The sequence below is a fragment of the Blastococcus tunisiensis genome (assembly GCF_900112815.1).
GTDB classification, from domain to species: Bacteria; Actinomycetota; Actinomycetes; order Mycobacteriales; family Geodermatophilaceae; genus Blastococcus_B; species Blastococcus_B tunisiensis.
The window spans coordinates 1-18,419 of record NZ_FOND01000026.1 but is presented as its reverse complement, the minus strand read 5'-3'; the positions used below and the strand labels follow the sequence as shown (position 1 = coordinate 18,419).

Below are 18,419 nucleotides of genomic sequence, written 5' to 3'. Positions count from 1 at the left end.
CGGCGGTGGGCGCGGTCAGGCGCCGGCCACCTCGTAGCCGGCCTCCTCGACGGCGGCACGGACGGCGGTCTCGTCGACCGGGGCGTCGCTGGTGACGGTCACCCCGCCGCTGGCCAGGTCGACGTCGACGGCGCTGACGCCGGGCACCTGGGCGACCTCCTCGGTCACCGCGCTGACGCAGTGGCCGCAGGTCATGCCGACGACGGTGTAGGTGGCGGTGCTCATGGGATGTCCCTCCGGGAGTTTCGGGTCGGTCGGGAGTGCGGGTCAGGAACGGACGAGGCGGGCGATGGCCTCGGCGGCCTCGCGCACCTTCTCGTCGGCCTCGCGGCCGCCGGCGCGGGCGGCGTCGACGACGCAGTGGGCCATGTGCTCCTCGAGCAGACCGAGCGCGACCGACTGCAGCGCCTTCGTCATCGCGGAGACCTGGGTGAGGATGTCGATGCAGTACTTCTCGTCCTCGACCATGCGCTGCAGGCCGCGGGCCTGGCCCTCGATGCGGCGCAGCCGCTTGAGGTAGTCGTCCTTGCGGTGGATGTAGCCGTGCTGGTGGTCGGGGCCGGCGGGGTCCTGGGCGGCGGGTGCCGTGCCCTGCTCGACGATCTCCATGACGGTCCCTCCTGCCGGTCGCGCGGCTCGCGACGCAGGACGAACCATACCCCCCTAGGGTTTACGGCGCCAGTGGTCCCCGGCCGGCCGGGGGTGCCGCGCGCAGCCGGGCCACGTCCGAGCGGAGGCGGTCGGCGGCCGTGCGGAGGCGCTCGGCGTCGGCGCGGGCGGAGGCGAGCTCGTCCTGCAGGCCGGCGATGGTGCCGGCCGAGGTGAGGGAGTGGCCGTCGTCGAGCAGGCCGCGCATGCGCGCGGCGAACGTCAGCTGGGTGCGGGAGTAGCGGCGGTGGCCGCCGGGGGAGCGGTAGGGCTCCAGGATGCCGGCGGTGTCCAGGCTGCGGAGGAAGGCGGCCTGCACGCCGAGCAGCTCGGCGGCCTGGCTCATGGTGAGGGCCGGGTAGTCGGGGTCGTCGAGCCGGCTCACCGGGTCGGGGCCCGGCGGGTCGGGCTGCCGTGCGTCGGCGGTCATCGCCGTCCCTCCTGTCCGTTCGCGGAGACGCCCGGGGGCCGGGCCCGCGTGCGGGACCCGGCCCCCGGGGAGCGGTCGATCAGCTCTCGACCGCCTTCTTCTCCTGCTGGGAGGACTCACCGTCGATCGTGCGGCCCTCCACGGCCTGCGGTACGTCCGCCCGGGTCACCGTGATCTTGCGCGCCTTGGCCTTCTCGGCGACGGGGATGCTCAGCGTCAGGACGCCGTCGTGGTAGCTGGCCTCGAGCTGGTCGGTGTCGAGGCTGCGACCGAGCACGAGCTGGCGGGTGTAGCTGCCGAACGGGCGCTCGGCGATCGTCCACTCGGCGTTCTCGAGCTGCGGGACCGAGCGCTCGGCGCTCACCGTCAGCGTGTTGCCCTCGACCGACAGGTCGATGGAGCCGGGGTCGACGCCGGGCAGGTCGAAGTGGGCGACGAAGTTGTCCCCCACGCGGTAGGCGTCCATCGGCATGCCCGACAGGGGGCGTGCGGTGGTCGAGCCCGCGCGGCCGGTCAGCTGGTCCAGCGCACGGAAGGCGGCGGACGTGGCGGCGAAGGGGTCGTAGGCGGTCAGCATGATGGCCCTCCAACCTGAAGGTCGTTCTGTTCTGTTCGCTGCCCGAGGAGTGAACCTCAAGTGGCAACTGCAGACTACCTCGCTCGGACAGCCTGGTAAACATCTGTCCTGGCAGAGAATTCCCGCCGCCGGGAGTCGCCGTGGAGCGCGTGAAGTGCGGCCCGCCGGGGCAGGAAGGGGCACGTGGAGGAGACGACCGGCCCCGCCGCCGGAGAGCCCGAGGTGACCCAGCGCGTGGAGGGCGGCGTCGCCCGTCTCTCCCTGGCCGGCGAGCTCACCGAGACCGCCCGCCGGCCCCTGGTGCGGGTGGTCACCGAGCTGCTGCTCCACCAGCCCGCACCGACCCGCGTCGAGCTGGACGTCTCCGCGACGACGTTCATGAACTCGGCCGGCACGGCCGTGCTGGTCCAGCTCCAGCGACTCACCGCACCGCGCGGGATCGACGTCGTGCTGGTCCACCCCACCCCCGCGGTGGTGCGTCCGCTGCAGCTCAGCGGCCTGTGGCACCGGTTCCCGATCGAGGGCGCGGCCACCGGGTCGTAGCCCGGTCGCGGTGTCGGGCACGCGGCGGCCGCGCCGGCTCCTAGCCTGACCGGGTGCCACCCTCCAGTCACGACCACAGCCACGCGCCCGATCCCGACGCCCCACCGCCGACCGCGGAGGCACTGACCAGGCGCCGGCGCGCGGTCTGGCTGATGCTCCTGCTGCTCGTCCCGGTCGGACTGGCGACGGTCGTCGGGCTGTTCGTCCTCTGGCCCAGCGGGGAGCCGACCCGTGCGGAGCAGGCGGCCGCGGTGGCGTTCCCCCCGGGCACCACCTACCCCGACGGCCGGGTCGTCTCGGTCGAGCGGTTCGACTGCGGCATCGACCCGTCGGCCGCGGCGCAGACGTGCGCGACCGCGGTCCTGGAGATCCTCGAGGGCGAGGGAGCGGGCGACTTCCAGGCGGTGGAGCTTCCCCCCGAGGTGGTGGCCGCCGGGATCGCCGAGGGGGACACGCTCGTGCTGACCCGCGACGCTGGCGCCGAGGGCGGACCCGCGTACGGATTCTTCGACTACGAGCGGGACACCCCGATCATCGCCCTCGCCGTCACCTTCGCCGTCGTCGTCGGGCTCGTCGCACGGCTGCGCGGGCTGGCGTCCCTGGTGGGGCTGGCGTTCGCGTTCTTCGTGCTGCTGCAGTTCGTGCTGCCCGGGCTGCTCAGCGAGAACTCACCCACCCTGGTCAGCCTCGTCGGCTCGGCGGCGATCATGTTCGTCGTCCTGTACCTGGCGCACGGGTTCTCGGCCCGGACGACCACGGCCCTGGTGGGCACCCTGTTCGGCCTGACCCTGGTCGCGGTGCTGGGGTCGCTCGCCGTCTCCGCGGCGCGGCTGACCGGCCTGACCAGCGAGGAGACGGTCCGGCTGCAGGGCTACGACCCGACGCTGGCCTTCTCCGGCCTGGTGCTCGCCGGCATCGTGGTCGCCGGGCTCGGTGTGCTGAACGACGTCACGATCACCCAGGCCTCGGCCATCTGGCAGCTGCACGAGGTGTCGCCGGAGATGAGCTGGCGGGAGCTCTACGCGCGTGGGATGGCGGTCGGCCGCGACCACATCGCCTCCACCGTCTACACGATCGTCTTCGCCTATGCCGGCGCGGCGTTGCCGCTGCTGCTCATCTTCGAGCTCTCCCCGACACCGATGTGGACCCTCGTCACCAGCTCCGCCCTGGCGGAGGAGGTCGTCCGCACGTTCGTGGGGGCGATCGCGCTGGTGCTCGCGGTGCCGGTCACGACCGCGGTGGGCGCGTTCTTCGCCAAGGCCTCCGAGACCGAGGCGGGGGCGGCGACCGAGCGGCGGGTGACCGCCCTGCGGGCCCGGTTCGCCCGATGAGCCAGGCTGTCGGGGTGTCCGAACTCCTCGCCGCCGCCCGGGCCGCCCCCGGCTTCATGCCCGACGACGAGGGGCGGGCCCTGTACGAGGCCGCGCGCAGCGTCGCCGTCCCCGGGCCGCTGCTCGAGGTGGGCAGCTGGATGGGGAAGTCCGCGCTGTACCTGGCGGCCGCGGCGCGCGAGACCGGCCGGCAGGTGGTGACCGTCGACCACCACCGCGGGTCCGAGGAGCACCAGCCGGGCTGGGAGTACCACGACCCCTCGCTGGTCGACCCCGCCGTCGGCCGGGTCGACACCCTGCCGCACTTCCGCCGCACCATCGCCGATGCCGGCGCCGAGGACGTGGTGATCGCCGTCGTCACCCGCTCGGAGACCCTGGCGCCGCTGTGGAGCACGCCGCTGGCGCTGCTCTTCCTGGACGGCAGCCACACCGAGGAGTCCGCCCGCCGCGATCAGGACGCGTGGGTGGCCACGCTGGCGGTCGGCGGCACCCTGGCCATCCACGACGTCTTCCCCGACCCGGCCGACGGCGGGCAGGCGCCCTACGGCGTCTACCGGCGCGTGGTCGGGTCCGGCGACTTCCAGGAGCTGCCGGGCACCGGCTCGCTGCGGCTGCTGCGCCGGCTGCGATGACGGATCCGCTCGACGCCGAGCGGGCGGCGGCGCTGGCCCAGATCGAGGCGCTGACCCGCGAGTTCGACGGCGTGGTGGCGGCGTCGCGGGCGTCGAACGCCGACGACGAGCACGACCCCGAGGGCGCGACCATCGCGTTCGAGCGGCAGCAGGTCGTGGCCCTGTTGGACCAGGCGCGGCGACGGCTGGCGGACGTCGAGGCGGCGCTGGTCCACCGGGAAGCCGGCGAATACGGGATCTGCGAGAGCTGCGGCCGGCCCATCGCCCCCGAGCGGCTGGCCGCCCGCCCGGCGGCACGCACCTGCATCTCCTGCGCCCGTCAGGCCCCGTCCCGAGGCGCGTGAGGAGGACGGGGTCCTTCCTCAGCTGACGTAGCGCCGGGCGGGAGAGCTGCGCTGGGCATCCTCGAGCGCGGCGAAGCGCGCCTCGGCGTGCGGGGGCAGCACCCGCCGCTCCCGCAGCACCCAGGGCAGGCCGCGGGCGGCGTCGAGCAGGCCGCGGGCGGTCACCCGGTCCCGGGGCACCGTGCGCAGCAGGTGCACGGTGCGGCGCAGCGCCGGCCGCAGCGGTCGGCGCAGCCACGTCGTCCACAGGGTGTTCCGGATCCCGTCGCGCCGGCGCCGGTGGGGGTCCCGGGCCCGGCTGGCCTGGTGGTGCACGGTCAGCTGCGGGAGGTAGCACAGCTCCCAGCCGGCCGCGGCCAGGTCGCCGGCCATCAGCTCCTCCTCCCCGCCGAGCCACAGGCGCTCGGAGAACCCCCCGACCGCGAGGAACGCCTCCCGCCGCACCACCGAGGCGCCGGCGAGGAAGGACCCGAGCGCCGGCCCGGGCAGCCAGTCGGCACCGTGCACGGGGGAGTCCCGCAGCTCGGCCACGATGGGGTCCTCGGTGCCGCCCGGCTCGACGAGGATGCGCGCGGTGACGACGGCGAGCCGCGGATGGGCGTCGAGCACGTCGGCGGCCGCCGTCAGCGACCCCGGTTCCCACCAGGTGTCGTCGTCGCAGAAGGCGACGTAGGGCGCGTCCAGCAGGCCGACCCCCACGTTGCGGCCGACGGCGCCCAGGTTCTCCGGGCTGGCGACCAGCTCGACCTGCGGGAACCGGGCCCGGACGGCGTCGGCGGTGCCGTCGGTCGAGCCGTTGTCCACCACGACGACCCGGGGCTGCTCGGGGAGGGCGAGCAGCCGGTCGAGCGCCCGGAGGACCTCGTCGCGCCGCTGGTGGGTGATGACCACGACGGCCACCCGCGGGTCCTCCGTCACGCGGCGTCCCCCGCCAGCGTCCGCAGGTCCGCCCGCACCCGCTCCGGGACGGGGCGGCGTCGGCGGACGGCGGCCGGCAGGTCGGGCAGGGCCCGCGCCAGGCCCTCGAGGCCCGGCCGGCCGGACCGGACGGCGTCCGCGACAGCGCGCGCCACCTCGGGCAGCGGGTGCCGCATGACGGCGGTGAGCACGCGGCTGCGGGCGATGCCCGCCTGTCGCCGGCCCGCGCCGTCCCGTCGGGTCGAGGGGTGGTGGTGCACGGTCACCGCGTCGACGTAGGCCAGCCCCCAGCCGGCGGCCGCGAGGTCGAGGGCCAGCCGCTCCTCCTCGCCGGGGAACCGGATGACGTCGTCGAAGCCACCGACGGCCTCGAACGCCGCGGTGCGGACCAGCGCCGCGCAGGCGACGAACCCCAGCAGTGACGGACCGGGGAGGTCGTCGGCGGTGTCGAGCGGGCTGGCGGCCATCTCGACGCACACCGGGTCGAGACGCTCCTCCGGGCCGACCAGGATGCGGGCGTTCAGCACCGCGAGCCGGGGGTGGGTGCGCATGATCTCCACCGCGCGCGCCAGGTCGCCCGGGGCCCACCACGAGTCGTCGTCGGCGAACGCCACGAACGGGGTGCCCGCACGTGCCACCCCCAGCGTCCTGCCGTGGGCGCCCTCGTTGCGGGGGAGAGCCAGGACGTCGACGTCGGGGTGCGCTGCCCGCACGGCGTCGACGGTGCCGTCGGTGGAGGCGTTGTCCACCAGCACGACGGGGGCCTCGTGCCGGGGGAGCGTGGCGAGCAGGTCGGCGCGCCGGTTCTGGCTGGCGACGACCACGGTGAGGTCGGAGGCAGGAGTCACGGGAGGACCGTGCCCGCTCCTCCGGTCAGCGAATCGGCGGATGTGGATCTCTCCTGGGCGATGCGGCCGTCCGCGGTCCCGGCCGCCGGCAGTGCGGCCGGGTCGGTGAACAGGCCCGATGCGCCCGTGGCGCCGCTGAGGGCGTCCGCGGCCAGGACCACGGCGGCGGCCGTCCAGGTGGTCCGCTCCACCGGCCAGCGGGCGTCGTCGGCGAAGACGTACCCGGTCCAGTAGGAGCCGTCGTCGTGCCGGAGGTGCTGCATGGCCGCGACCTGCTCGGTCGCCGCCTCCGGCTGGCCGGCGGCGGCGAGGGCCAGGGCCAGCTCGCAGGTCTCGGCGCCGGTGACCCAGGGCCGGTCCGCGACGCACCGGGCCCCCAGCCCGGGGACGACGAAGCGGTCCCAGCCGTCGGCCAGCCGGTCCCGGGCCGCCACACCGGTGACCGCGCCGCCCAGGACGGGGTAGTACCAGTCCATCGAGAAGCGCCCGCGGTCGGCGAACGCGTCCGGGCGGGTCCGCAGGGCCGTGCCGAGGTCTGCCGCCGCCAGCTCCCAGTCCGGCTGCGGCTCCCCGAGCAGGCCGGCGAGCGCGACCCCGCAGCGCAGCGCCTGGAAGAGGCTGGCGCTGCCGGTCAGCAGCGCGGTGTCGTCGGCCGTGCCGTCCGGCCGCAGCGCCCAGCCGATCGCACCGCCGGGCAGCTGCATGCGGGTGACGAGATCCAGGCCGGCGCGGACGGCCGGCCACAGCTCGGTGACCAGCTGCTCGTCGCCCGACGTCAGCCAGCTGTGCCACGCGCCGACAGCGAGGTAGCCGGCGTGGTTGCTCTCGGCGGCCGGAGCCGTCTCGTGGCCGTCGCGGTACTCCGACGCCCACGAGCCGTCCGGCCGCTGGCGTCCCTGCAGCCACCGGTAGGCGGCGACGGCGCGGTCGTGGGCGCCGCCGGTGTCCAGGGCCATGGCGGCCTCGACGGAGTCCCAGGGGTCGAGCTGCTCGCCGCGGGACCACGGCAGCGCGCCGTCGGCGTGCTGCTGGCCGGCGATCCACCCGACGGTGGCGCGCACCTGGTCCCCGGTCAGGACACCCGGCAGCTCCGGCAGGGCCCCCAGCCGGTCAACGCGCGGCAGCGGTCCGCTCCCGCTCCGCGTGGGCGGCGCCGATCGCCGGCTGGACGGCTGCGGTAGCGGGCTTGTCCGCGTAGACGACCAGGCTCTTGCCGACCAGCGGGTCCAGGAGCCGCTCGGCGGTCCGGGTGAGCCACGGCCGCTTCGTCAGGTCCCAGACCAGCAGCCGGTGGTAGGCGCGCACCAGCGCCGGGTCCCGGTCCACGCCGACGGCGCACTTGAGCCACCAGTAGGGGGCGTGCAGCGCGTGCGCGTGGTGGGTGGCCCCGGGCACCAGGCCCACCGACGCCAGCCGGTTGCGGACCACCGACCGGGTGTAGATGCGGATGTGCCCGCCCTCGTTGGCGTGGTACTCGTCGGACAGCGCCCAGCAGATCCGCTCGGGTCCGTAGCGCGGCACGGTGACCGCCACCCGGCCGCCGGGCTTGAGCACCCGGAAGATCTCGGCCATCGCGGTCGTGTCGTCGGGGATGTGCTCGAGCACCTCCGAGGCCATGACGCGGTCGACGCTGGCGTCGGGGAACGGCAGGTGCAGCAGGTCACCGCGCACCACCTCGTACCGGCCGGCCGTGCCGTCGTCCGCCCGCCCGGCCTCTCCGGCCTCGGCGATCGCGCCCAGCCAGCGCTTCGTCGTCTCCACCTCGGGCACGCCCCAGTCGACGGCCACGACCTTCGCGCCCCGCCGGTAGGCCTCGAACGCGTGCCGGCCCTCCCCGCAGCCCAGGTCCAGGACGGTCATCCCCGGCCGCAGGTCGAGGCGGTCGTAGTCGACGGTCAGCACGTGAACCCCTTGCGCTCCAGGGTCGCGGCGTACCAGTCGGCGGTGCGCTGCGCCGTGGCCCGCCAGGTGAACATGTCCAGGACCCGCCGCCGGCCGGCCCGGCCCAGCTGCTCGGCCAGCGACGGCGAGTCGAGCACCAGCTTCAGGGCCGCGGTCAGCTCGCCGACGTCACCGGCCCGCACCCGCAGACCGGCCCGGCTGCCGACGACCTCGGGCAGCGCGCCGGCGTCGGTGGTGACCAGCGGCGTGGCGCACGCCATGGCCTCCACCGCCGGCAGGGAGAAGCCCTCGTAGAGCGAGGGGATGGCGACGAGCGCCGCCCGCTGCAGCAGGCCGACGAGCTCGGCCTCCGGGACGGGGCCGGTGAACCGGACGGCGTCCCGGAGCCCGAGGCGGTCCAGCGCGGCCTCGGCCGGGCCGCCGGGCCGGGCCGTGCCGACGACGGTGAGCCGCGCCGGGCGCTCCGTGCGCAGCTTGGCCAGCGCCTCGAGCAGGTGCACCAGCCCCTTGAGGGCGACGTCGGCGCTGGTGATGACCAGGATCGAGTCCGGGTCCCGCTGCTGCCCCGGGGGCGGCGGCCGGAACTCGCCGGGATCGATGCCGACCGGGATGACGTCGACGGCGGACGCCGGCAGCCCCATGTGCGTGGCGATGTCCCGCCGGGAGTTCTCCGAGACGGTCGTGACGGCGTCCAGCCGGGCGGCCACCCGTGCCTGCATGCCGGTGAAGCCGTACCAGCGGTGCAGCGTCAGCCGCCGCCGCAGGGACGGCGCGGCGGCCAGCTCCAGCTCCCGGTCGATCGCGACCGGGTGGTGGACGGTCGCCACCGTCGGGACGCCGGCCCGGGTGAGCCGCAGCAGCCCCCAGCCGAGCGACTGGTTGTCGTGGACGAGGTCGAACTCCCCGGCGCGCGGCAGCAGGTGCCGCGCCGCGCGCAGGCTGAACGTCAGCGGCTCCGGAAACCCGGCGGTGCACATCGCCGCCCACTCGGCGACGTCGATCCAGTCCCGGAACTCCGACGGACGGGGGGTGCGGAACGGGTCGGGCTCGCGGTAGAGGTCGAGGCTGGGCAGCGGTGTCAGCGGCACGCCGGCGTCCAGGTCGGGGTAGGGCTGGCCGCTGAACACCTCGACCCGGTGGCCCAGCTCGGCGAGCTCGCGGGACAGCGCCCGCACGTAGATGCCCTGGCCGCCGCTGTGCGGCTTGCTCCGGTAGGACAGCAGTGCGATGCGCAGCGACCGTCCCATGCCGGGGACTCTAACGAGCGCCCTCCGGTTTCCGGCTACCAGCCGGTAACCCAGGACCGGCGGGCCACCCGACCGGGCTACTGGCAGGGTGCGGTGCATGATCCGTCACGTCGTGGTGTTCACCTGGTCCCCGGCCGCCGACGCCGAACAGCGCTCGTCGGCCGTCGCGGCCCTGCGCGGGCTGCGCGAGGAGGTCGGGGGGATGACCTCCCTCGTCGTCGCCGAGGACGCCGGGCTCTCCGACGGCAACGCGGACACCGTGCTGATCGCGGACTTCCCCGACGCCGCGGCGTTCTCCCGCTATGCGCGCGACCCGCGGCACCAGGCGGTCCTGGCCGAGCACGTCCGCCCGCACCTCGCCGGCCGCAGCGCCGTCCAGTACGAGGCCTGAGCACCGGGGTCGACCGGTGCGCCCCCGTCCACAGGCGACGAGGGCATCCACAGATCGCCCGTGCCGGGCCGCTGCGGCCCGGTTCGCGGCCAGGGTTCGGGCATGGACGCACGCACCGACCGGCCCGCGGACCCCGACCCCGGACGCATCGAGGTGCGGGTCTCCGACATCGGCGAGCTGGCCGCGTCGATCCCGCACCTGCTCGGCTTCCGCCCCCGTGAGTCGGTGGTGCTGATCAGCCTCGGCGGCCCGAGCGGGGGGCGCGTCGGGCTGACCGCCCGCATCGACATCCCGCCCCCCGTGGCCGCGACGGCGATGGTGCGGGAGGTCGTGCGCACGGTGCTGACCGACGAGCCGCACGCCGTGGTGGTCGCGGTCGTCTCCGAGGCGCCCGATCCGCCGGACGGCACGCTCGCCCACCAGGAGGCGGTGGCGGAGGTGGGCGTCGCCCTGGCCGCGCACGCGGTCCCGGTGCAGGACGCCGTGCTGGTCCGGGGCGGGAGGTGGTGGTCCTACGACTGCGCCGGACCCTGCTGCGCGCCCGGCCGCGGGACTCCGCTGCCCGAGGGCGTGTCGGCGCTGGAGGTCGCCGCGGTGGCCTCCGGCGCGGTGGTGGAGTGCGACCGGGAGGCGCTCGCCGCCCGGATCGCCGCACCGGGCCCCGAGGCGCGGACGGCGATCGCCGAGACCTGCGCCCGCACCGCCGGAGCGCTCGCCGACGACATCCTGCGGCACGGCTGGGCGGCGGTGGCCGCGCAGTCGTGGAGCGCAGTGCTGGCCGCCGTGGACCGCGTGCGGCCGGGCACTCCGGCCGACCGGCTGACCGACGTGGAGCTGGCGAGGCTGCTCTGGGGGCTGCGCGACGTCGCCGTCCGCGACCGGGCGCTGGAGCTGGCCCTGGGCGAGGATGCCGCAGCCGCCGAGCAGCTCTGGACCGAGTGCACGCGGCGGGCGCCGGCCCCGCTGGACGCCGCCCCCGCCACGCTGCTCGCGGTCAGCACCTGGCTGCGCGGCGACGGCGCGATGGCCGGCATCGCCCTGGCCCGGGCCCTGGACGGCGCGCCGGACTACGCGCTGGCCCGCCTGCTGGCCCAGGGCCTGTCGGTCTGCATGCGCCCGGCGGAGCTGCGCGCACTCATCGAGCAGGCCGCCGGCGACCGGAGCGGCTGAGCGGTGCCAAGGATCAGAGCAGTTCGGGCCGCCGCCACTCCTCGCCCAGCACGTGCTCGGCGAGGAAGGCCAGGACCGTCTCGTACCAGACCCGCGCGTTGCCCGGGGTGAGCACCCAGTGGTTCTCGTCGGGGAAGTAGAGGAACTTCGACGGGACACCGCGCTTGCGCAGGTCGTACCAGAGGCGCAGCGCCTCGCCGACGGGCACGCGGTAGTCCTTATCGCCGTGCACCACCAGCATCGGGGTGCGGATGCGGTCGGCGAAGCGGTGCGGCGAGTTCCGCTCGTAGCGCCGCGGGTCGTGCAGCGGGTCGCCCCACTCCTTCTCCCAGTAGTACGCGGCGTCCGTCGTCCCGGTGAAGGAGTCCAGGTCCCAGAGGCTGGCGTGGGTGACGATCGCGCGGAACCGGTCGGTCTGCGTCGCGATCCAGTTCGCCATGTAGCCGCCGAAGGACCCGCCCATGGCCGCGGTGCGGGTCTCGTCGATGTCCGGGCGCTGCCCCGCGGCGTCCACCGCGGCCATCAGGTCGGTGTAGGGCGTGCCGCCCCACTCGCCCCAGCCGCGCCGGACGAAGTCCTGGCCGAAGCCCTGCGACAGCGCCGGGTTGGGCAGCAGGACCGCGTAGCCCCGGGCGGCCAGCACCCAGGGGCACCACCGCCACGACCAAGGAGTTCCAGCTCATCAGCGGCCCGCCGTGGATCCAGAGCACCAGCGGTGCGGGGTGCTCCGCGGAGGCGCCGTCCGGGAGGACGAGCCAGGACTGGACCCGGGCCCCGTCGGCGGCGGTGGCCGCCACCTCGTGCAGGGTGCCGGGCAGGCCGTCCAGGTGTGCCGGACCGGGCAGGACGACCGGGTCCTGCAGCGGCTCCCCGGGGTCGAGCCGCACCGGGACCGGAGGGGAGTCGTAGGCCGAGCGCAGCGCGTACAGCGCGCTGCCGTCCCGGGCCACCTGCAGGTCGCTGTAGGCCCCGTCCGCGGTGAGCCGGACCGGCGGTCCACCGGCCACCGGCACGCGGAAGACGGCGTGCCGGCCGTCGTCGTCGGCGAGGAAGAACACCGCCGAGCCGTCGGCGCTGAACCGCGGTGCGCTGGGCCACCGGTCGAATCCGGGGGTGAGCTCGCGGGTGGTGCCGTCGGCCACGTCCACGAGCAGCAGCGTGTAGTCCGGCGGTTCGGTGTAGGTGGAGAGCCGCTCCCGGACGCAGACGAGCGCGCTGCCGTCGGGGGAGAAGTGCGGGGCGTAGACGTCGGCCAGCGGATCGTCGACGAGCGGCCGGCTCTCCCCGTCGGCCGTCGTGGTGAGCACGACCCGGGTGCGGCGTCCCGCCGGGCCGTCGGGCACGTCCTCGGCGCGGGCCAGCAGCCGGCCGTCGGGGGAGAGGACGAACTGGTCCCCGGCCCCGCTGGGCGGGCCGGCGTCGGGAGTCAGGTCGCGCGGCTCCGCCGGGCGGGCATCCGGCTCGTCGGCCGGCAGCGCGCCGACCCAGAACAGGTGCGTCGCCGCCGGCCCGAGGTCGTGGTCCCAGTACCGGACCGGGTAGGCCTCGTGCAGGACGGCCGAGACCCCGGCGTCGCGGCGCCGCTTCCGCCGCTCCTCGTCCGCCTCGGGCGTCGAACCACCGGGCATGGTCGCCGCCGAGACGACGACGTCACCGGTGTCGGCCGCGACGCCGACCGCGGTGATGCCACCGGGACGGCCGAGCAGGAGGCGTGCCTCCCCACCGTCGCCGGGCAGGCTCCACAGCGCCGGTGTCGGCTCGCCGTCCTCGGCCGCGTCCGGGTCCGGCCGCGCGGAGGTGAACAGCAGCGCGCCGTCCGGCGCCCACGTGGGCGTGGACTCGCCGGGCGCGCTCCGGGTCAGCCGGCGGGCGGGGCGCTCCCCCCGCGGATCGACCTCCCACAGCGCGGACTGCCATTTCTTCTGCTGCGGGTCGAGCGTCTGCACCGCGACCGCCAGCCGGCTGCCGTCGGCCGACAGCGCCAGGGCGCCGACCCGGGGGAGGGCCAGGAACCGCTCGAGGTCCGCGAACGGACCGGCCGCATCGTCGCCGTCGCCGGGCGTGGGGTCGGTCGGGCTCACCGGGACCTTCTCTCAGGGTGCGGACGCGCGGGGTGGGGCCGGACGGTCCGGGAACGGCCCGACCCGGTCAGGGCAGGCGGAGCCCGCGCAGCAGCCGGCCGGCCGGCCGCGGCCCGAGGTCGGCCACGAACACGTCCGCGGCGCGCAGCTGCCCGCCCGCACCGTCCGCCGGCGGTTCCCCGTGCACCGGTCCGCCCCGGCTCAGAGCAGCGGAGCGGCTTCGAGCGGGCTGAGCTTGTCGTCCACCGCGCTGACGAACAGGTGCTGGGCGACGCCGACCGGCAGGACCTGGTCGTCGAGCGCCACCGATCCCTCGACCAGACGCGCGGTCATGGTCACGCCCGGACGGACGCCCAGCTCGGCCAGCTGGCGCAGCAGGTCGGTGCTCTCCTGCAGCTGCTCGCTGATCCGGCGGATGACGACCGGCCGGCCCTCGGCCGTCGCCGTGGTGCTCAGCAGGGTGAGCGAGTCGAGCACCGCGGCGGTCTCGCCGCCGAGGGACTCCTCTCCGCGCAGCGCCTCCAGACCCGGGATGGGGTTGCCGAAGGGGGAGACCGACGGGTTGCCGAGCAGCGTGAGCAGCTTGCGCTCCACCGCCTCGCTCATGACGTGCTCCCAGCGGCACGCCTCCTCGTGGACGTCGGCGTAGTCGAGGCCGATGACGTCCACCAGCAGGCACTCGGCCAGCCGGTGCTTGCGCATGACCGCCGTCGCGAGCTGGCGTCCCTCGTCGGACAGCTGCAGGTGCCGGTCGCCCTCCACGGTCAGCAGGCCGTCGCGCTCCATCCGGGCCACCGTCTGGCTCACCGTGGGGCCGCTCTGGTGGAGTCGCTCCGCGATGCGCGCGCGCAGCGGGACGATCCCCTCTTCCTCCAGCTCGAAGATCGTCCGGAGGTACATCTCGGTCGTGTCGATGAGGTCGTTCACAGCTACTCCTCCGTGTCGCGGCAAGTCTACGGGGCGAAGGCCCCTGCGCCGGTCAGCCGGACGAGTGGCCCGGGAGGCGGCGTCCGGCCGGGGTCGCACCGGGTAGCGTCCGAGGAGAGGGTGGGTGTCCAGGCTCACGTCCGGTGCACGAGCTGAGGGGGTCGACGTGAGCGACTCGGTCACGGTCGTCTGGGACGACTCGCTCCTCCAGTACACGATGGGCGGGGACCATCCCCTGCACCCGGTGCGGCTGGACCTCACCATGCGCCTGGCCGAGGGTCTCGGTGTGCTGTCGACCGACCGGCTGGAGGTGCTGCAGCCCACGCCGGCCGACGAGGGCCTGCTCACGCTCGTGCACGACCCGGCCTACCTGGAGGCCGTCCGCCGCGCCCCGGCCGATCCGGGCGTCGGCCACGGCCTCGGCACGGCCGACAACCCGATCTTCGAGGGCATGTACGACGCGGCGGCCCTCATCACCGGCGGCAGCGTCCTCGCCGCCCGACGGGTCCACGAGGGCACGGCGCAGCACGCGGTCAACATCTCCGGCGGACTGCACCACGCGATGCGCGACGCCGCGTCCGGCTTCTGCGTGTTCAACGACGCCGCGATCGCCATCGCGTGGCTGCTGGGACAGGGGTACGAGCGGATCGCCTACGTCGACCTCGACGTCCACCACGGCGACGGCGTGCAGGCCGCCTTCTACGAGGACCCGCGGGTGCTCACGGTGAGCACCCACCAGACCCCGCTCACCCTGTTCCCGGGCACCGGATACCCCGAGGAGACCGGCGACGCCGAGAAGGCGCTCGGCAGTGCGGTGAACCTGGCCCTGCCCAACGGCACCGACGACTCCGCCTGGCTGCGGGCGTTCACCGCCGTCGTCCCGGGGGTGCTGCGGGCCTTCGCGCCGCAGATCATCGTCACCCAGTGCGGCTGCGACGCCCACCACGAGGACCCGCTGGCCGACCTCGCGCTCACCATCGACGGCCAGCGCGCCAGCTACAAGGCGATGCACGAGCTGGCCCACGAGCTCTGCGACGGCAAGTGGGTCGTGCTCGGGGGCGGGGGCTACGGGCTCGTCCGCTGCGTGCCGCGGGCCTGGACCCACCTGCTGGCGGAGGTGGCCGGCAGCCCGCTGGACCCGGCGACCGAGATCCCCGAGTCCTGGCGCGAGGACGTCGTCCGGCGCGGCCTGCGCGCCCGCCCGCCCACCCACATGACCGAGGGCGGGTACACCGGCTTCTCCCGCTGGGACACCTTCACCGAGTCCCGGGTGGACCGGGCGATCATGCGCACCCGCCGCGCGGCCTTCCCCTACTTCGGCCTGGACCCGGATGACCCCCGTGATTGACGAAGGACCTCTCGACCCCCCACCGCTCGCAAGCTCGCAGCGGGCCCCTGGAGAGGGGCCGACCGAGGAGCGGCCGCTCCCGCCCCCGCACTGGGAGGCCGACATCGTGGCCGCCGACGGCGGCACCGTGCACCTGCGGCCGATCTGCCCCGAGGACGCCGACGGCATCAACGGGCTGATGGAGCGCAGCAGCGACCAGACCCGCTACTACCGGTTCTTCGGCCCCATGAAGCGGCTGTCGGAGAAGGACCTGCACCGCTTCACCCACGTCGACCACGTGGACCGGGTGGCCTTCGTCGTGCTGCTCGGCGACCAGATCGTGGCGGTCGGCCGGTTCGACCGGTACCCGGACACCGACGACGCCGAGATCGCCTTCCTGGTCGAGGACGCCCACCAGGGCCGCGGGCTCGGCTCCGTTCTGCTGGAGCACCTGGCCGCGGCCGCCCGGGAGCGCGGGATCAAGAACTTCGTGGCCGAGGTGCTGGCCCAGAACAGCAAGATGGTGCGGGTCTTCCAGGACGCCGGCTACAAGTCCCAGCGGTCCTTCGAGGACGGCGTCGTGCACCTGACGTTCCCCATCGAGCAGACCGAGGACGCCCTCGCCGTCGCCTACGAGCGGGAGCAGCGCAGCGAGTCCCGGTCCATCGCCCGGCTGCTGCACCCCTCGTCGGTCGCGGTCGTCGGCGCCAGCAACGACGACGGCAAGATCGGCAACGCGCTCCTGCGGCACCTGCTCGACTACGGGTTCGCCGGCCCCATCTACCCGGTCAACCCCGGCGCCCGGCACGTCCGCGGCGTGCCCGCCTACGCCGACATCGAGTCCATCCCCGACGACGTCGACCTCGCCGTCCTGGCGGTGCCGGCGGACGAGGTGGCCGGGGTGGTCGAGGCCTGCCGTCGCAAGCAGGTGCGTGGCCTCGTGGTCGTCTCCGGCGGTTTCGGCGAGACCGGGCCGGAGGGCCGCGACGCCGAGCGCCGGCTGGTCGCCGCCGCCCGGGCGTCGGGGATGCGGGTCGTCGGCCCCAACTGCCTGGGCATGGTGAACACCGACCCCGCGGTGTGCCTGAACGCCAGCCTCGCGCCGATGGTGCCCGGCCGCGGCCGGGTCGGGTTCTTCGCCCAGTCCGGCGCCCTCGGCGTCGCGCTCCTCGAGCGGGCCCGCAGCCGCAACCTCGGGCTGTCCACCTTCGTCTCCGCCGGCAACCGGGCCGACGTCAGCGGCAACGACCTGCTCCAGTACTGGGCCACCGATCCGGCCACCGAGGTCGTCCTGCTGCACCTGGAGAGCTTCGGCAACCCGCGCAAGTTCGCGCGGCTGGCCCGCAGCGTCGGGCGGACCAAACCGGTCGTCGCGGTGAAGAGCGGCCGGCACGTCAACGTGACACCGGGCCTCGCCGGGACCTCGGTCGCCGTGCCCGAGCAGTCGGTGGCGGCGCTGTTCGCCTCCGCCGGAGTCATCCGGGTCGAGACCGTGGCGCAGATGTTCGACGTGGGCACGCTGCTGGCCCACCAGCCGCTGCCGGAGGGGCCCCGGGTCGCCGTCGTCGGGAACTCCACGGCGATCGGCGTGCTCGTGGCCGACGCCGTCCTCGAGGAGGGGATGGAGCTCGCCTCCGATGCACCCGTGGACATCGGGGTGACCGGCAGCCCGGAGGAGTTCCGGGCCGCGCTGCAGGCGGCCGTGGACGACGAGGAGGTCGACGCCGTCGTCGCCGTCTTCCTGCCGCCGCTGATGGCCGGCTCCCAGGAGTACGGCCCGGCGCTGCGCGACGTCGCGCAGGCCTCGGCGAAGCCGATCGTGGCCAGCTTCCTCTCGACCGAGGGCATCCCGCCCGAGCTGGCGGTGCTCGACGCGGAGGGGGTGCCCGCGCGCGGGTCGGTGCCCTCCTTCTCCACCCCGGAGCGCGCGGTGATCGCCCTGGCCAAGGTCGCCGAGTACGCCCGCTGGCGGCGGCGCCCGGTGGGGGAGCTGGCCGAGCTGCCCGACGTCGACGAGGACGCCGCCCGGACCCTGGTGCGGAGGGTGCTGGCCGACGCCCCGGCCGGGCGCGACCTCACCGACGGCGAGCTGATGGCGCTGCTGGCCGCCTACGGCGTCCCGCTGCTGGGCACCCGCACGGTGACCGACGCCGAGGAGGCGGTGGCCGCGGCGGATGCGGTCGGCTACCCGGTGGTGCTCAAGTCGACGGCCCCGTGGCTGCGGCACCGCTCCGACCTGGGCGGCGTCCGGCTGGACCTCGTCGACGCCGACGCCGTGCGGACCGCGTTCGCCGCGATCCCCTCCGGTGACCCGGTGATCGTGCAGGAGATGGCGGCGCCGGGGGTCGCCACGGTGGTGGAGATCGTCGACGACCCGTCGTTCGGTGCGCTGGTCAGCTTCGGCCTCGGGGGGGTGGCCACCGACCTGCTCGGCGACCGCGCCTTCCGGACGCTGCCGCTGACCGACCTGGACGCCGCCGAGCTGGTCCGGGAACCGCGGGCGTTCCCGCTGCTCGACGGCTACCGCGGCTCCGAGCCGGTCGACCTGGGGGCCCTGGAGGACCTGCTGCTGCGGGTCGCGCGGCTGGCCGACGACCTGCCCGAGGTGCTGCGCCTGCGGCTGGAGCCGGTCATCGTCGGCCCGCCCAACCCCTGGCACGGCGGCCGGTCGCTGGTCGTCGCCGGGGGGACCGCGCACGTCGGCCCGCCGACGGCGCGCGTCGATCCCGGACCCCGGAGGATGCGCTCCCCGGTCTGACCCGCGCCACGATCAGCGTCCCCGGGCTCAGGGGGTCGTCGCAACACCCTGACTGAGTGGGGGTCGGGTATGGCGAGGACGGCGGAGCTCCAGCATCAGCGGCGGGCGTTCTGGACCGGGATCCGGGACGGGCTGCCGACCGTTGCCGCGGCGAAGCGATCAGGCGTGTCGCAGGCGCGTGGATTTCGGTGGTTCCGTGAGTGTGGCGGGGTGTCACCTGTCGAACTGAGCGAGCCGACCGGCCGATATCTGGACCTGGCCGAGCGGGAGGAAATCGCCTGCGGTCTGGAACGGGGGGAATCCCTGCGGGCGATCGGCCGCCGCCTTGGCCGGTCGGGGTCCACG

General features: G+C 75.2%; 20 protein-coding genes. 9 read left to right on the top strand and 11 right to left on the bottom strand.

Annotated elements, in window-relative coordinates:
* Positions 1-15: 15 nt before the first annotated feature.
* The 4 genes from BM142_RS21910 to BM142_RS21895 form a co-directional block, all read right to left on the bottom strand.
* Positions 16-225 (bottom strand): heavy-metal-associated domain-containing protein, encoded by a 210-nt coding sequence (locus BM142_RS21910; RefSeq protein WP_092203274.1) that lies wholly within the window; start codon positions 223-225, stop codon positions 16-18.
* A 42-nt stretch (positions 226-267) separates the two neighbouring features.
* Positions 268-609 carry a metal-sensitive transcriptional regulator gene (locus tag BM142_RS25430; protein ID WP_256381325.1) on the bottom strand — a complete coding sequence of 114 codons (342 nt, stop codon included), beginning with the start codon at positions 607-609 and terminating at the stop codon, positions 268-270.
* 61 nt (positions 610-670) lie between these two features.
* Entirely contained in the window at positions 671-1,078 is a 408-nt protein-coding gene (locus tag BM142_RS21900; protein WP_092203272.1) for a MerR family transcriptional regulator, read from the bottom strand.
* Positions 1,079-1,157: 79 nt separating this feature from the next.
* Positions 1,158-1,655 (bottom strand): Hsp20/alpha crystallin family protein, encoded by a 498-nt coding sequence (locus BM142_RS21895; RefSeq protein ID WP_092203270.1) that lies wholly within the window; start codon positions 1,653-1,655, stop codon positions 1,158-1,160.
* Positions 1,656-1,838: 183 nt separating this feature from the next.
* Between BM142_RS21895 and BM142_RS21890 the strand changes: the two genes are divergently transcribed.
* Genes BM142_RS21890 through BM142_RS21875 form a run of 4 tightly spaced genes read left to right on the top strand, consistent with a single transcriptional unit; the run spans position 1,839 to position 4,505 of the window.
* Positions 1,839-2,198 (top strand): STAS domain-containing protein, encoded by a 360-nt coding sequence (locus BM142_RS21890; RefSeq protein ID WP_092203268.1) that lies wholly within the window; start codon positions 1,839-1,841, stop codon positions 2,196-2,198.
* A 53-nt stretch (positions 2,199-2,251) separates the two neighbouring features.
* Positions 2,252-3,529: a YibE/F family protein gene (locus BM142_RS21885; protein WP_092203266.1), complete on the top strand. Its 1,278-nt coding sequence runs from the start codon at positions 2,252-2,254 to the stop codon at positions 3,527-3,529.
* Positions 3,530-3,543: 14 nt separating this feature from the next.
* A complete protein-coding gene (locus BM142_RS21880) occupies positions 3,544-4,161 on the top strand; it encodes a class I SAM-dependent methyltransferase (RefSeq protein WP_254791143.1) in 618 nt (205 codons plus the stop codon).
* Complete coding sequence (locus tag BM142_RS21875) at positions 4,158-4,505, top strand: TraR/DksA family transcriptional regulator (RefSeq protein WP_092203262.1); 348 nt, start codon at positions 4,158-4,160, stop codon at positions 4,503-4,505. Before BM142_RS21880 ends, BM142_RS21875 begins: the two co-directional genes overlap by 4 nt.
* 18 nt (positions 4,506-4,523) lie before the next feature.
* Here BM142_RS21875 and BM142_RS21870 read toward each other — a convergent pair whose 3' ends face one another.
* The 5 genes from BM142_RS21870 to BM142_RS21850 are packed head-to-tail and all read right to left on the bottom strand — an operon-like array spanning position 4,524 to position 9,420.
* Positions 4,524-5,423 carry a glycosyltransferase family 2 protein gene (locus tag BM142_RS21870; RefSeq protein ID WP_217640839.1) on the bottom strand — a complete coding sequence of 300 codons (900 nt, stop codon included), beginning with the start codon at positions 5,421-5,423 and terminating at the stop codon, positions 4,524-4,526.
* Positions 5,420-6,271, bottom strand: a complete 852-nt coding sequence (locus BM142_RS21865) for a glycosyltransferase family 2 protein (RefSeq protein WP_175527402.1) — start codon at positions 6,269-6,271, stop codon at positions 5,420-5,422. Before BM142_RS21865 ends, BM142_RS21870 begins: the two co-directional genes overlap by 4 nt.
* Positions 6,268-7,332 (bottom strand): prenyltransferase/squalene oxidase repeat-containing protein, encoded by a 1,065-nt coding sequence (locus BM142_RS21860; RefSeq protein ID WP_254791142.1) that lies wholly within the window; start codon positions 7,330-7,332, stop codon positions 6,268-6,270. The genes BM142_RS21865 and BM142_RS21860 overlap by 4 nt, the downstream gene beginning before the upstream one ends.
* Positions 7,333-7,381: 49 nt before the next feature.
* Positions 7,382-8,173, bottom strand: a complete 792-nt coding sequence (locus BM142_RS21855) for a class I SAM-dependent methyltransferase (protein ID WP_092203258.1) — start codon at positions 8,171-8,173, stop codon at positions 7,382-7,384.
* Positions 8,167-9,420 carry a glycosyltransferase family 4 protein gene (locus tag BM142_RS21850; protein WP_092203256.1) on the bottom strand — a complete coding sequence of 418 codons (1,254 nt, stop codon included), beginning with the start codon at positions 9,418-9,420 and terminating at the stop codon, positions 8,167-8,169. The genes BM142_RS21855 and BM142_RS21850 overlap by 7 nt, the downstream gene beginning before the upstream one ends.
* A 97-nt stretch (positions 9,421-9,517) precedes the next feature.
* On the opposite strand from BM142_RS21850, the gene BM142_RS21845 reads away from it, so the two are divergent.
* Entirely contained in the window at positions 9,518-9,811 is a 294-nt protein-coding gene (locus tag BM142_RS21845; protein ID WP_092203343.1) for a Dabb family protein, read from the top strand.
* A 102-nt stretch (positions 9,812-9,913) separates the two neighbouring features.
* Entirely contained in the window at positions 9,914-10,981 is a 1,068-nt protein-coding gene (locus tag BM142_RS21840; protein WP_092203254.1) for a DUF4192 domain-containing protein, read from the top strand.
* A 13-nt stretch (positions 10,982-10,994) separates the two neighbouring features.
* Here BM142_RS21840 and BM142_RS25340 read toward each other — a convergent pair whose 3' ends face one another.
* Together BM142_RS25340 and BM142_RS21830 are read right to left on the bottom strand one after the other, a co-directional pair.
* Positions 10,995-11,624 carry a S9 family peptidase gene (locus BM142_RS25340; protein WP_254791141.1) on the bottom strand — a complete coding sequence of 210 codons (630 nt, stop codon included), beginning with the start codon at positions 11,622-11,624 and terminating at the stop codon, positions 10,995-10,997.
* Between the two features lie 1,639 nt (positions 11,625-13,263).
* A complete protein-coding gene (locus tag BM142_RS21830; protein WP_092203252.1) occupies positions 13,264-13,989 on the bottom strand; it encodes an iron-dependent transcriptional repressor DtxR in 726 nt (241 codons plus the stop codon).
* Positions 13,990-14,155: 166 nt separating this feature from the next.
* Between BM142_RS21830 and BM142_RS21825 the strand changes: the two genes are divergently transcribed.
* The 3 genes from BM142_RS21825 to BM142_RS25715 form a co-directional block, all read left to right on the top strand.
* Complete coding sequence (locus BM142_RS21825) at positions 14,156-15,337, top strand: acetoin utilization protein AcuC (RefSeq protein ID WP_092203250.1); 1,182 nt, start codon at positions 14,156-14,158, stop codon at positions 15,335-15,337.
* Positions 15,338-15,443: 106 nt separating this feature from the next.
* Positions 15,444-18,074, top strand: coding sequence for a bifunctional acetate--CoA ligase family protein/GNAT family N-acetyltransferase (locus tag BM142_RS21820; protein WP_254791140.1), 2,631 nt, complete (start codon positions 15,444-15,446; stop codon positions 18,072-18,074).
* A gap of 69 nt (positions 18,075-18,143) precedes the next feature.
* Positions 18,144-18,419 (top strand): helix-turn-helix domain-containing protein (locus BM142_RS25715; protein ID WP_139228944.1); only part of this gene is annotated, 276 nt, incomplete at its 3' end.

Bases quoted from the DNA above. Each gene is read 5' to 3' on its own strand.
- BM142_RS21910 (WP_092203274.1), bottom strand. From the start codon at position 225: ATGAGCACCGCCACCTACACCGTCGTCGGCATGACCTGCGGCCACTGC.
- BM142_RS25430 (WP_256381325.1), bottom strand. From the start codon at position 609: ATGGAGATCGTCGAGCAGGGCACGGCACCCGCCGCCCAGGACCCCGCC.
- BM142_RS21900 (WP_092203272.1), bottom strand. From the start codon at position 1,078: ATGACCGCCGACGCACGGCAGCCCGACCCGCCGGGCCCCGACCCGGTG.
- BM142_RS21895 (WP_092203270.1), bottom strand. From the start codon at position 1,655: ATGCTGACCGCCTACGACCCCTTCGCCGCCACGTCCGCCGCCTTCCGT.
- BM142_RS21875 (WP_092203262.1), top strand. From the start codon at position 4,158: ATGACGGATCCGCTCGACGCCGAGCGGGCGGCGGCGCTGGCCCAGATC.
- BM142_RS21850 (WP_092203256.1), bottom strand. From the start codon at position 9,420: ATGGGACGGTCGCTGCGCATCGCACTGCTGTCCTACCGGAGCAAGCCG.
- BM142_RS21845 (WP_092203343.1), top strand. From the start codon at position 9,518: ATGATCCGTCACGTCGTGGTGTTCACCTGGTCCCCGGCCGCCGACGCC.
- BM142_RS21840 (WP_092203254.1), top strand. From the start codon at position 9,914: ATGGACGCACGCACCGACCGGCCCGCGGACCCCGACCCCGGACGCATC.